The sequence below is a fragment of the Pseudomonas sp. genome (assembly GCF_049645325.1).
Lineage (GTDB): Bacteria > Pseudomonadota > Gammaproteobacteria > Pseudomonadales > Pseudomonadaceae > Aquipseudomonas.
Window position 1 is genome coordinate 1 of sequence record NZ_JBARTQ010000699.1, and the last position, 13754, is coordinate 13754.

At 60.3% G+C, this 13754-nt stretch carries 9 protein-coding genes; 2 read left to right on the plus strand and 7 right to left on the minus strand.

Features of this window, described 5'->3' with window-relative positions; all coding sequences use genetic code 11:
* Together pnp and WBB95_RS29790 are read left to right on the plus strand one after the other, a co-directional pair.
* A partial coding sequence (gene pnp, locus WBB95_RS29785; RefSeq protein WP_424490844.1) for a polyribonucleotide nucleotidyltransferase occupies positions 1 to 1590 on the plus strand: 1590 nt, incomplete at its 5' end.
* 295 nt (positions 1591 to 1885) lie between these two features.
* Positions 1886 to 2485 (plus strand): BON domain-containing protein, encoded by a 600-nt coding sequence (locus WBB95_RS29790; RefSeq protein WP_424490845.1) that lies wholly within the window; start codon positions 1886 to 1888, stop codon positions 2483 to 2485.
* A gap of 365 nt (positions 2486 to 2850) precedes the next feature.
* Here WBB95_RS29790 and WBB95_RS29795 read toward each other — a convergent pair whose 3' ends face one another.
* The 7 genes from WBB95_RS29795 to panB all read right to left on the minus strand — a co-directional run bounded on the left by WBB95_RS29795 (position 2851) and on the right by panB (position 13441).
* Positions 2851 to 5784 carry a DUF748 domain-containing protein gene (locus WBB95_RS29795; protein ID WP_424490846.1) on the minus strand — a complete coding sequence of 978 codons (2934 nt, stop codon included), beginning with the start codon at positions 5782 to 5784 and terminating at the stop codon, positions 2851 to 2853.
* Positions 5785 to 5871: 87 nt separating this feature from the next.
* Positions 5872 to 6888: a class I SAM-dependent rRNA methyltransferase gene (locus tag WBB95_RS29800; protein WP_424490847.1), complete on the minus strand. Its 1017-nt coding sequence runs from the start codon at positions 6886 to 6888 to the stop codon at positions 5872 to 5874.
* A 69-nt stretch (positions 6889 to 6957) separates the two neighbouring features.
* Entirely contained in the window at positions 6958 to 7827 is an 870-nt protein-coding gene (locus WBB95_RS29805) for an oxygenase MpaB family protein (RefSeq protein WP_424490848.1), read from the minus strand.
* Positions 7828 to 7843: 16 nt separating this feature from the next.
* Positions 7844 to 9781: an acetate--CoA ligase gene (gene acs / locus WBB95_RS29810; protein WP_424490849.1), complete on the minus strand. Its 1938-nt coding sequence runs from the start codon at positions 9779 to 9781 to the stop codon at positions 7844 to 7846.
* Positions 9782 to 9886: 105 nt separating this feature from the next.
* Positions 9887 to 11551: a glucose-6-phosphate isomerase gene (gene pgi, locus WBB95_RS29815; RefSeq protein WP_424490850.1), complete on the minus strand. Its 1665-nt coding sequence runs from the start codon at positions 11549 to 11551 to the stop codon at positions 9887 to 9889.
* A 241-nt stretch (positions 11552 to 11792) separates the two neighbouring features.
* Complete coding sequence (gene panC, locus WBB95_RS29820; protein WP_424490851.1) at positions 11793 to 12644, minus strand: pantoate--beta-alanine ligase; 852 nt, start codon at positions 12642 to 12644, stop codon at positions 11793 to 11795.
* Entirely contained in the window at positions 12641 to 13441 is an 801-nt protein-coding gene (panB, locus tag WBB95_RS29825; protein WP_424490852.1) for a 3-methyl-2-oxobutanoate hydroxymethyltransferase, read from the minus strand. The genes panC and panB overlap by 4 nt, the downstream gene beginning before the upstream one ends.
* Between the last annotated feature and the right edge of the window lie 313 nt (positions 13442 to 13754).

The following is a 13754-nucleotide window of genomic DNA, read 5'->3' on the forward strand; positions in this document are numbered from 1 at the left end:
GCATCGAGCCTGGACATGGTCGTTGCCGGTACGTCGGAAGCCGTGTTGATGGTTGAATCGGAAGCCAAAGAGCTGACCGAAGACCAGATGCTGGGCGCTGTACTGTTTGCTCACGACGAGTTCCAGGTCGTGATCAACGCCGTTAAAGAACTGGCTGCTGAAGCTGCCAAGGCAACCTGGACCTGGACTCCACAGCCAGAAGCCACCGCTCTGCTGGGCGCTATCCGTGCCGAGTTCGGCGACGCGATCTCCCAGGCTTACACCATCACCATCAAGGCCGACCGTTATGCGCGCCTGGGTGAGTTGAAAGACCAGGTTGTGGCCAAGCTGTCCGGTGAAGAAGGTCAGCCTTCGTCCAGCGAAGTGAAAGCTGCTTTCGGCGAAATCGAATACCGCACCGTTCGCGAGAACATCGTAAACGGCAAGCCACGTATCGACGGCCGCGACACCAAGACCGTACGTCCGCTGAACATCGAAGTCGGTGTTCTGCCAAAGACTCACGGTTCGGCACTGTTCACCCGTGGCGAAACCCAGGCTCTGGTCGTTGCAACACTGGGCACCGCCCGTGACGCACAACTGCTGGACACCCTGGAAGGCGAGAAAAAAGACCCGTTCATGCTGCACTACAACTTCCCTCCGTTCTCGGTCGGTGAGTGTGGTCGCATGGGTGGCGCTGGTCGTCGCGAAATCGGTCACGGCCGTCTGGCACGTCGTTCGATCGCAGCCATGCTGCCTGCTGCCGACGTATTCCCGTACACCATCCGTGTGGTGTCGGAAATCACCGAGTCCAACGGTTCCAGCTCCATGGCTTCGGTCTGCGGTGCTTCCCTGGCGCTGATGGACGCTGGTGTGCCGATGAAGGCACCGGTTGCCGGTATCGCCATGGGCCTGGTTAAAGAAGGCGAGAAGTTCGCCATCCTGACCGACATCCTGGGCGACGAAGACCACCTGGGCGACATGGACTTCAAAGTAGCCGGTACCGCTAAAGGTGTTACCGCGCTGCAGATGGACATCAAGATCAAGGGCATCACCGAAGAAATCATGGAAATCGCTCTGGGCCAAGCCCTGGAAGCGCGCCTGAACATCCTCGGTCAGATGAACCAGATCATTGGTCAGTCCCGTACCGAACTGTCGGAAAATGCTCCGACCATGATCGCGATGAAAATCGACACCGACAAAATCCGTGATGTTATCGGTAAAGGCGGCGCGACTATCCGTGCGATCTGTGAAGAGACCAAGGCTTCGATCGACATCGAAGACGACGGCTCGATCAAGATCTTTGGCGAAACCAAGGAAGCCGCAGAAGCCGCGCGTCAGCGCGTTCTGGGCATCACCGCGGAAGCCGAGATCGGCAAGATCTACGTCGGTAAAGTTGAGCGCATCGTCGACTTCGGCGCATTCGTCAACATCCTGCCGGGCAAAGACGGTCTGGTTCACATCTCCATGCTGAGCGACGCTCGCGTTGAGAAAGTGACCGACATTCTGAAAGAAGGCCAGGAAGTGGAAGTGCTGGTACTGGACGTGGACAACCGCGGCCGTATCAAACTGTCCATCAAGGACGTAGCAGCAGCCAAGGCTTCGGGCGTTTAATCACCCGCGCGCTTTACGCTGAAAAAAGGACCCTTCGGGGTCCTTTTTTATGCCCGGAAGAAAAGGTCGGCAAATCAGTCGCTTAGTGGGTTCAGAAAAGCCGCAACTTGCACGCAGACTCGGTCGGCTTCATGCAAGTTGCACGATTTCGAAAATTGGGCAGTTTTATAACCTATTGTTTTATAACGATTTAATCTGAAAATGCGAATTGGCACACTGCCTGCAATAACCCTGCTAACGCTGCAGCATCAAGGTTCACACACTGCAGACTTTCAATAAAACAGGAGTTACTCGTATGAAGAAGTTCGCTCTCGCTACTGCTACCGCTCTGACCCTGGCCATGGGTGCTAACGTGGCCTTTGCTCAGACTTCCCAAGCTCCAATGACCATGGCAGCTGGTGAAGCTACCAAGGCTAAAGAAAGCGTTTCGGATACCTGGATCACCACCAAAGTGAAATCCGATCTGCTGACTGAGAAAGGTATTCCTGGCTCGGACATCAAGGTAGAAACCAACAAAGGTGTGGTTTCCCTGTCCTCGACGGTTGCTATCTCTGACTCGCAGAAAGCCACTGCAGTAGCGATCACCAAGAAAATCAAAGGTGTTACCGCTGTATCCGCTGATGGCCTGATGGCTGGCGGCGCGATGAAGGCTGACAACATCGACAAGTCCAAAGAAGCCACTTCGGACACCTGGATCACAACCAAAGTGAAGGCTGACCTGGTTACCGAAAAAGGCATTCCTGGCACCGACATCAAAGTTGAAACCAACAAGGGTGTAGTTTCCCTGTCGTCTTCTGTTGCAGTGACCGAATCTCAGAAAACCACTGCTGTTGCGATTGCCAAGAAAATCAAAGGCGTTAAAGCTGTATCGGCCGATGGCCTGAAAGCAGAGTAACGCTCAACTATTCGTCTGAACGAGACGGCGGCGGCTTCGGGTGAGTTAGATATCCACCCAATGCACCTCTGGAGTTCATGCGACCGACCACACGGATGTGGTCATTACAGGCCCCGGCACTTGTGTCGGGGCCTGTTCTATTATGGGCAGGAATAAATTGTCAGGCGCTAGAGATCAAAAGTGGGAGCTGGCTTGCCTGCGATAGCATCACCTCGGTCTGACTGAAAGACTGAGTTGTTTGTATCGCAGGCAAGCCCGCTCCCACACAGCCCGCTCCCACACAGCCAGCTCCCACACAGCCAGCTCCCACACAGCCAGCTCCCACACAAGCCAGCTCCCACATTTAGATCCAGGCTAACCTCAGGTTATTCGGCGTCCAAGTGCATCGGCGTCACCACTCGACCATCCTTCTCCGCTTGCCCCAGGTTGGCGTCGATGAAGTACACCCGTTCGTCTTCCAGCTGGCCTTTGTCCACCAGGTAGTCCTTGATGGCGCTAGCACGGTCCTGCCCCAGTTGGCGCAGCAGTACGTCGCTGGCACCCCAGAACTTGATCAGGCCATCACGCAGTTTGGCGGTGCGATCATCGCTGCTGAGGTCTTTCCATTCAGCCGGCGGTTGTTGTTTCAGGCGCGTGCGGTAAATGCCTTCCAGCAAGGGCGCCTTTTCCTTCTCGGGTACGACCAGCAACGATGCCTGGGCCGGAACCTTGTCGCCACGGCGCTGAAGAATCTTGTAGTAGTTGTATTGGTATTCGCGCTCAAGGCGATCTGCGGCGATGAATGGGCCATCGCTGCTCGCTGCCGCGGTGCCTTCGATTTCCAGGCGCAGGGCAGGGCGCTCTTTCAGCGCCTTGGCCAGCGTGTTCAGGGCGCCTTCGGCGTCCTTGCTCAGCTCGCTGGAGCCCGCGGCAAACGACACATTGCCCAAGTCTTCCGAGCCGCCGCCGGTAATCAGGCCACCGATGAACTTGAACGGCGCCGTTGCTGCGCGTACCACCAGGTTACGCAGGGTCTGCCACACGATCGGCATCACGCTGAACTGCGGGTTGTTGAGGTCGCCGGTCACCGGCAGCTCAATGGAGATTTTGCCGTCGCTGTCTTTGAGCAGTGCGATCGCCAGTCGAATCGGCAAATCCACCGCATCGGCGCTGTCGACTTTCTCGCCCAGTTGCAGCTGTTCCACCACCACTTTGTTTTCAGCCTTCAACTGGCCTTTGGTGATCACATAGTGCAGGTCGAGGTTGAGGCGGCCCTTGCGGATACGGAAGCCGGCGAACTTGCCGGAGTACGGCGTCAAGGTGGTCAGCTCGACACGCTTGAAGCTGGTGGCGATGTCCAGCGCCGCCATCGGGTCGAACGGGTTCACGCTGCCTTTGATAGTCACCGGCGCGTAGCGGTCAACCTTGCCCTTGATGTCGACACTGGCAGGCTTGGCCTGGCGGCTGTCAATGGTGCCGATTTGCCCGTTGAGCTGTTGGATGGCGGTGGCGAAGTTGGGCGTCAGGCTGAAGTCGGCGAAGTTGGCCGAGCCGTCGTTGATCGCGATCTGGCCGATGTGAATGCCCAATGGCTTGTCTTTGCTCGCCGCTGGCTTGGCCGCCGACTTGGCGCCACTGTCGGCCGGTTGCGGGATCAGCAGGTCATCGATGTTGGTGGTGCGGTCATCGTTGATCATGAAGCGCGCATACGGCTGCAGCAGGTTGACCTTGTCGATCGACAGGCTGTCGCCATGTTGATAGTTCACGCCTTCGAGCACCAGGCGCTGCCATTTGAGGAAGTCGCGGGTCTTGAGGGTGTCGAGGGTGTGCAACTGGTCAACTTGTGCGCGGCCGGTGACCTGAAGGGCCAAAGGCGCGGTGCTTTTGAGGTTCACCTCCAGATTGCTGCCGAGCATGCCGCTGCGCAGCTCCAGGCGAATAAACGGGCTGATATAGGACTGGGCAACCCGCAGGTCGATGTCCTGGGTGTTCACTTTGAGCTTGGCGCTGACCGGGTTGAGGTTGACCTCGCCGGTTGCCTGGATCTTGCCCTGTTTACCCAGGCCGGTATCGACCTTCAGGGTAAAGGGACTGCCGTTGAGGCTGTCGAAGTTCTGCACATCGACGTTCAGCGGGCCCAGCTCCAGCGCGACGGCGGGTTTGGCCTGGCGGTCGGCCAGGTGCACCTGATAGTTGCGCAGTTGCACGTCCTTGAGCAGCACTTGCCAGGGTTTGCCGGGCGCTGCCGGTTCCGCTTTTGGCGAGTCGGCAGTGGCGGGCGCAGTCGCCGGTTCCGGCGCCTTGGCCGGTTTGCTCGGTTGGCTGGCGAAGAGTTTCTGCCAGTCCAGTTGCCCATCGGCTTCGCGGGCGGCCCAGGTTTCCAGCGTGTTGCTGCGGATCTTGCCGACCACCACTTGCTGCTTGGCCAGGTCTACCGTGGTTTCGCTGACGTCCAGGCGTTCCAGGCGCACCAGCGGCCGGCCATCCGGTGCCTTGATGGCAAACGGTGCGATGCTGGCGGCGGTGTTGGTCAGGTTCAGCTCGGTCTCTTTGGCCAGGCTGAATTTATAGTCAGTGCTGAAATTCAGCACACCGTCTTCGAGCACCAATGGCACGGCGTCACGCACGTACGGCCACCAGGCTTTCATCTTGCCGTCGGTGACTTTCAGCGTGCCCTCGGAGGTAATCGGCACCAGGCTGAAGTTGCCTTTCCAGTCGATCTGCCCACCCTCAGGGCCCGCGGCCACCAACGTCATGTCGGCATTGTCTTCGGGCAAGGTGCTGAGGTTTTTCAGCTCGAAGTCGAGTTTGTCGTAGAGGAATTCGATCGGCTCGCTGGGGCGCAAGTCTTGGAAGTGCACGTAACCGCCGGCCAGCTTGATGCTGTCGATGCGCAGCGGGAACGGTTTGGCATTCGGGTCGGCCGGAGTGGGCTCACTCGGTGGCAGCTTGAACAATTGCGCCAGGTTCAACTGGCCGGATTTATTGAATAGCAACTCGGTCTTGGGCTGGTCCAGCTGTACATCGGCCAGGTGCAGGGCGCGAGTCCAGAGGCTGTCGATTTGCAGGTTGGCGTAGAGGCGTTCGAAACCCACCTGCTCCTTGCCGGGTTCACCGATCTTCAGGCCCCATGCCGTGACTTCCAGGCTGAACGGGTTGAGCTCGATCCGCTCGATCCGCGCCGGCACCGTGGCGTAATTGGCCAGTTGCTGGTTGGCGATGCGAAGGGCAATGCCGGGCAAAATCAGAAAGCCCAGCAAGCTGTACAGAGCAAGGGCGGTCAACAAGGCGCCTACGGCGCGAATCAATCCTTTGGGCATGGGTGACGCCATCTATGTCGAACGAGAGTGCCTTGGAGTATGGCACGGGATTTCGGTTCCGAAGAAGCGGGCCGATTGAGACATGTCTTACAGCTGCAGGATCAGGGTTTTCAGCGGTGGCTGCTGGTCCTGGGAAGGGAAGTCCGCCCCGGGCGTCATGATTTGCCAGTCGCGCACCGGGCGCCCGGCTTTTTCCGCGCACCGCAGCACCTGTTCACGCCAGTCATTCATGCTGACTTTTGCCAGGTTGTTGCAGCAGATCAGTACGCCATTGTCAGCAGTGGCGAGCAGCGCCGGCTTGAGCAAGCTCTGATAATCGCGCAGCAGGTCGACAGTGCCAAAGGCGCTCTTGGCCCAGGCCGGCGGGTCGAGTAATACCAAGTCATATTGGCGCTGTTCGAGGCGCGGATAGCTCGGCAGCTTTTGGCCGCGACGTTGCGTGATCGGCAGGCCTGCCAGTTGGCGAATCGCCGGGAAGTAGTCCGACTGCACAAACTCCATGCTCGGCAATTGCGGGTTCAGCAGGCCATTTTCACGACCGACTGCCAGGTTGCCCTCGGCGAAGTCGAGGTTGCACACCTCACGGGCGCCACCGGCTGCTGCGCTCAGGCCCACGCCACAGGTATAGGCGAACAGGTTCAGCACGCTTTTGCCGGCGCTGTGGCCCTTGACCCAGCCGCGGGTGTTGCGCAGGTCGAGGAACAGCAGCGGGTCCTGCCCGGCATGGCGCCCGCGTACGCGGTAATTGAGGCCCCATTCGTGCCCAACGAGGTCTTCAAGTGCCGCAGGTTCGGCGCGGTACACTGTGTCTTCACGGTCGATGCGCGAATTGCCACGGGCGCGGTCGTTGTACACCAACAGCAGTTCCAGGCCGATGAACTGATTGATCAGTTGGTGCAGTTCCAACAGGTCCGCCGTTTCCAGCGACTGATGAAAACTCTGCACCAGCAGTTGCGGGCCGTAGCGGTCGATGGTCAGGCCGCTGGCACCTTCCTGGCTGCCGTGGAACAGCCGGTAACAGTCGGTACCTTGGGCATGCAGCGCGTTGATCAGGTCTTGGCGATGATCGAGGGCGGCGCGCAGCGCCTGATTCAAGGGAGTCATGGAGCGCGCCTTGCTTGCGGGTAAATGAGGGCAATGTGGGCGCGGAGTTTAACAGCTATAGCTGCCGGGCTACATCAACCCCATCCGACGATGGGCGCGTTGCACCGAACCATTGCGCATCGCCCAGCGCAGCAGTGGCGCGCTGCGCTTGACGCCGATGCGGATCATCTGGCGCTGCAGCGCGCTCTGGTGTTGTTCGAGCATCGTGCTGGCCCAGTCCGGCAACAGGTCGACGCCGGCCTGCATCATCAAGTGGCCGAAGGGCTTGGCCAGGGTGCTGGGCGCGGGCGCGTTGACCAGCAGGCGCAGCACTTCACGGCTGCGTTCGTCGCACAGCAGTTGCGGGCGAATGCGTGCCAGATAATCCGAAATTTCCTGCCGTGAACGCGGAACATGCCGCGCGCCCAGTTGTTCGGCGACCAAGGCGATTTCGCTGTAGTAGCGATCCTGGTCTCGGCCGCTGAGGTGCGGGTTGCAATAACGCAGATGGGCCGCAAGGAAATTGCTGACTTCGGCTACATGCACCCAAGTCAGCAGTTCCGGGTCACTGGCGGCGTAGGGCCGCCCGTCCGGGGCATGGCCGACCACCTGGAGGTGGATGGTGCGCACCTTTTCGATCAGCCACTCGGCGTCCTTGCGCGAGCCGAAGGTGGTGCCGGAAATAAACTGTGAGGTCCGCCGCAAACGGCCGAGCATGTCCTGGCGAAAGTTCGAGTGATCCCACACGCCGGCCAGCGCCAGCGGGTGCAGGGCTTGCAGCATCAACGCACTGATGCCGCCGATGAGCATGCTGCTGAAGTCGCCGTGGACCTGCCAACTGACCGAATTCGGCCCGAACAGGCCTGGGTCACCCTTGGGGTTTTCCAGGTCCAGTTGGCCCAGCGACAGGCCGGTCAGGCTCATCAGCTGGGTTTCGATGCGGCTGCGGATAAATTCCATGGCGACTCGGGGTGTCCTATCGGTTCAGGCGTTTGTCGATCAAGCCGTCTACCACGCTGGGGTCGGCGAGGGTCGAGGTATCGCCGAGGCTGTCGAGTTCGTTGCAGGCGATCTTGCGCAAAATCCGCCGCATGATCTTGCCCGAACGGGTTTTCGGCAGGGCCGGTGCCCATTGGATCAGTTCCGGCTTGGCAAAGCTGCCGATTTCCTTGCTGACCAGGTCCAGCAAGTGTTTTTTCAGTTCATCGCTGGGCTCGACGCCGTTCATGGGGGTGACGAAGGCATAGATGCCCTGGCCTTTGACATCATGCGGGTAACCGACCACGGCGGCTTCGGCGACTTGGTCATGCAGGACGAGGGCGCTTTCTACCTCGGCGGTGCCGATGCGGTGGCCGGACACGTTGATCACATCGTCGATACGCCCGGTGATCCAGTAATCGCCGTCTTCATCGCGCCGCGCGCCGTCGCCGGTGAAGTAGTAACCGGGGTAGGGTTTGAAATAAGTGTCGAGCATGCGCTGCGGGTCGCCGTAGACGCTGCGGATCTGCCCCGGCCAGCTGGCTTTGATCGCCAGCACGCCGCTGCCGGCGCCGCTGAATTCCTTGCCGTGCTCATCCAGCAGCACGGGCTGCACGCCGAACATTGGTTGGGTCGCGCAGCCGGGCTTGATGCGCTGGGCGCTGACCAATGGGCTGAGCATGATGCCGCCGGTTTCGGTCTGCCACCAGGTGTCCACGATCGGGCAGCGCTGCTCGCCCACGGCGTTGAAATACCAGTCCCAGGCTTCGGGGTTAATGGGTTCGCCGACACTGCCCAGCAGGCGCAGGCTGGCGCGAGAGGTGTTTTCCAGCGGGCCATGGCCTTCTCGCATCAAGGCGCGCAGCGCGGTGGGCGCGGTGTAGAAGATGTTGACCTGATGTTTGTCGATCACCTGCCAGAACCGCGAGCTGTCCGGGTAGCTGGGCACACCTTCGAACATCAACGAGGTGGCGCCGTTGGCCAGCGGGCCGTAGACGATGTAGCTGTGGCCGGTGACCCAGCCCACGTCGGCGGTGCACCAGAACACTTCGCCGTCGCGGTAGTCGAGCACGTACTTGAAGGTCATCGCCGCTTGCAGCAGGTAACCGCCGGTGGTGTGCAGCACGCCTTTGGGTTTGCCGGTGCTGCCGGAAGTGTAGAGGATGAACAGCGGGTCTTCGGCGTCCATGGGCTCGGGCGGGCAGTCGTCGCTGGCGGCGTCCAGGGCCTGTTGATACTTGAGGTCGCGGTCTTTCACCCAGATAAGGTCCGCCCCGGTGCGCTCCACCACCAGCACCGTGCTGACGTTCGGACAACTGGCCAGGGCCTTGTCGACGTTCTTTTTCAGGGCCACCGGCTTGCCGCCGCGCACGCCTTCATCGGCGGTGATTACCGTACGGCAATCGGCGTCAAGAATGCGGTCGCGCAGAGCGTCTGGCGAGAAACCCCCAAACACCACCGAATGCACCGCGCCAATGCGTGTACAGGCCAGCATGGCGTAGGCGGCTTCGGGGATCATCGGCATGTAGATGCACACCCGGTCGCCTTTCTGCACGCCACGGCTTTTCAGTACATTGGCCAGACGGCTGACGTTTTGGTGGAGTTGGCGGTAGGAAATTTTGGAAGATTTTGCAGGATCATCACCTTCCCAGATGAAGGCCGCTTGATCGGCGCGCTGCGCGAGGTGACGGTCGATGCAGTTGTAGCTGACGTTCAACTGGCCGCCGGCAAACCATTGGGCCGCGCCGGTGTTGATGTCCGAGTGCTGGACGGTGTGCCAGGGCTTGATCCAATCCAGAAAACCCTTGGCCTGTTCGGCCCAGAAGGTGTCGGGTTGTTCGATGGATTGGCGATAGAGGCGCTGGTAGTCGGCTTGACTGAGTTGCGCAGCAAGGCGCACGGCATCGGCAGTGGGAAATGCGCTGATATCGAACATGGGCGGTCCTTATTCTTGTTTTAAAGACAAGTCATAAAGATGCACGCAGTGAGGGGAGGGTTCAAGGCCAACGTCGAAACGCACGTTGGCCCCGGTTTACCGGCTTCAGCCGCGGTGACGACCGCGGAAGTAGTTGATCAGTCCTTGGGTCGACGCATCGTCAGCCAGGGTTTCTTCGGCGCCGGTCAGGCGGTTGTACACGCCTTTGCCCAGCTCTTTACCCAGCTCCACGCCCCATTGGTCAAAGGCGTTGATGCCCCAGATCACGCTCTGCACGAACACTTTGTGTTCATACATGGCCACCAGTGCGCCCAGACGGCGCGGGCTGATGCGTTCGACCACGATGGTGTTGCTCGGACGGTTGCCCGGGATCACCTTGTGGGGTGCCAGCTTCTGTACTTCGGCTTCCGGGAGGCCTTTGTCGCGCAGTTCGGCTTCGGCTTCGGCGCGGGTTTTGCCGAGCATCAGCGCCTGGCTCTGCGACAGGCAGTTGGCGTACAGCCACTGATGGTGGTCGGAGACCGGGTTGAAGCTGACGATCGGCACGATGAAGTCGGCCGGGATCAGTTGGGTCCCTTGGTGCAGCAATTGGTGGTAGGCGTGCTGACCGTTGCAGCCGACGCCACCCCAGATCACTGGGCCGGTATCGGTGGACACTGGGGTACCGTCCTGGCGCACGCTCTTGCCGTTGGACTCCATGTCCAGCTGTTGCAAGTGCTTGGTGATGTTACGCAGGTAGTGGTCGTACGGCAGGATCGCATGGCTCTGCGCGCCCCAGAAGTTGCCGTACCACACGCCCAGCAGGCCGAGCAGCACCGGCATGTTCTGTTCGAACGGCGCGTTCTGGAAATGCTGGTCCATGGTGTAGGCACCGGACAACAGTTCCTTGAAGTTGGACATGCCGATCGCCAGGGCGATTGGCAAACCGATGGCGGACCACAGCGAATAACGGCCGCCGACCCAGTCCCACATCGGGAAGATGTTTTCTTCACGGATACCGAAGGCCACGGCCGCCGCATTGTTGCTCGATACGGCGATGAAGTGGCGGTACAGCTCTGCTTCCGAGCCACCCTGGGCCAGGTACCAGGCGCGCGCGGCCTGGGCGTTTTTCAGGGTTTCGAGGGTATTGAAGGATTTCGACGAGACGATGAACAGCGTGGTCTCGGCGCGCAGCTTCATGGTCAGTTCGTGGAACTCGCTGCCGTCGATGTTCGCCAGGTAGTGGCAGCGCACGCCTTTGTGGGCGTACGACAACAGTGCCTCGGACACCAGCTCCGGGCCGAGGAACGAGCCACCGATGCCGATGTTGACCACGTCAGTGATCGGCTTCTCGGTGTAACCACGCCACAAACCGTCGTGGATGCGGCCGACCAGGTCAGTGATCTGGTTCAGCACCTTGTGCACGTCCGGCATGATGTTCACGCCGTTGACCGACAACTTGTCGCCAACCGGGCGGCGCAGGGCGGTGTGCAGGGCAGGGCGGCCCTCGGAAGAGTTGACCGGCTCGCCGGCGTACAGCGAGTTGATCGCGTCTTTAAGACCGACTTCATTGGCCAGGCCCACGAGCAAGTCGCGGGTTTCGCTGGTGATCAGGTTTTTCGAGTAATCGAGGAAAAGCCCGCAGCTGCTCAGGGTGAACTGGGAAAAGCGCTGGGGATCGGCATTGAACGCTTCGCGCATGCTGAAATCCTGCATGGCTTGGCGATGTTGATTGAGCGCTTGCCAGGCGGGCAGAGCGGTAACGTCATGAGGAGTGCGGTAGTACGCCATCGCTGCGGGTTTCCTTTTTATTACGGGGACTGCCTTTAGGACACTTCTAAATCCGGAACGTCCAGTCTTTCATCAAGGGTGGGTTCCGGACAGCGCTAACCAGGAGCGCAGGGCGATTACATTAAACCTAGCGTGTCGATATGTCTTGGCTTTGTCTGCGCTGTGGCCGGTACTTTTTTATACCGGCACAGCGGGGAGGGCAACACGTTCGCGGTTTTTACGCGGAAAAAGGCGGGGAGGGTCAGGCCAGGTTCAGGTGCAGGTTGTCGATCAGGCGAGTCGCGCCCAGGTAGGCGGCCACCAGGATCACCACGTCGCGATCCTCCGGCGTAGCCGGACTCAGGTGCACGCCCTGGCGCACTTCGAGGTAATCCAGGCGCAGGCCGGCGGCCTCGATCTGCTCGACCTGCTCGGCCCGCAACCTGGCGAAATCATGCTCACCGCCTTTGATGGCGGCGGCGATCTGGCTGAGGCTGCGGTACAGCACCGGGGCGACGGCGCGTTGTTCTTCGGTGAGGTAACCGTTGCGCGAGGACAGCGCGAGGCCGTCGGCGGCGCGCACGGTAGGCTCGCCGATGATCTGGATCGGCATGTTCAGGTCATGCACCATGGCGCGGATTACGGCCAGTTGTTGATAATCCTTCTGACCAAACACGGCCATGTCCGGCTGGACCATGTTGAACAGCTTGCTGACCACCGTGGCCACACCTTCGAAGTGCCCCGGACGGCTGGCGCCGCAGAGGCCTTCGGACAGTTGCGGGACACTGACGCGGGTCTGGCCGGTCATGCCGCCGGGGTACATTTCTTCGACGGTAGGCGCAAACAACAGGTTGCAGCCGGCTTGCAGCAGCTTTTCCTGATCGGCAGCCAGGGTGCGCGGGTATTTGTCCAGGTCTTCGCCCGCGCCGAACTGCAGTGGGTTGACGAAAATACTCGCCACCACGAAATCCGATTGCTGGGCGGCCTTGGTCACCAGCATGGCGTGGCCGCTGTGCAGGTTGCCCATGGTCGGCACAAAGCCAATGCGCTTGCCAGCGCTGCGGGCGTGGGCCACGGCAGCGCGCAGTTCTCTTACGGTTTTAACGGTGTTCATGCAGAGAATCCGTGTTCGGCGCCCGGGAAAGTCACCGCTTTTACTTCGTTGACGTACGCGCTCAACGCTGCCTGGATGCTCTCTTGGCCAGCCATGAAGTTCTTCACGAACTTCGGCGCACGGCCGGTCAGCGACAGGCCGAGCATGTCGTGGACCACCAGCACCTGGCCATCGGTGGCGGAGCCTGCGCCAATGCCGATCACTGGCACTTTGACTGCTTGGGTGATCTCGGCCGCCAGCTCGCTTGGCACGCATTCCAGCAAAATCATCGCGGCGCCGGCTTGTTCCAGGGCGATCGCATCGGCACGCATCTGGCGCGCCTGGGCTTCGTTGCGGCCTTGAACCTTATAGCCACCGAGGATGTTCACCGACTGCGGGGTCAGGCCCATGTGTACGCACACCGGTACGCCGCGCTCGGCCAACAGGCGGATCGACTCGGCGAGCCATACGGCGCCTTCGACTTTGATCATGTGCGCACCGGCCTGCATCAGCTTGCCGGCGTTCAGGAAGGTCTGCTCCACGGTGGCATAACCCATGAACGGCAGGTCGGCGATGATGAAGGCGCCGTTGTTACCACGCTTGACGCTGGCGGTGTGGTAGGCGAGTTCGTCGGTGGTCACCGGCAGGGTGCTGTCATTCCCTTGAAGAACCATGCCCAGGGAGTCACCCACCAGCAGCACTTCGACTCCGGCCTGGCAACTGGCCTGGGCGAAGGTGGCGTCATAGCACGTCAGCATGGTGATTTTTTCACCTTTGAGCTTGAGGCTCTGCAAGGTGGTCAGGGTAATGTCTGGCATGAAAAGGGTCCTCGTTCAGGCGCTTGGAAACAGCGAGTAACGCGCGTGAGTCTTCGTTTATACAGGCGCACCGTCTTGATAGCAGTGCTTATAAGGCCTGGATTGCGCCCTTCAGCGCCGGGTTGGCGGCAGCGGGACGCCTATAGTCGTGATGGGGACACGGGAAGTCAATTGGATGTGTTACCGCATTGTTACGCGGGCGGTGTTACCGCTGTTACTAATGCGATTCAGCACGTTGAACGCCGTTATGAGTAATGCTGAAGTCACAAGTGGGAGCTGGCTTGCCTGCGATGCAGGCGACTCGGTACATCAG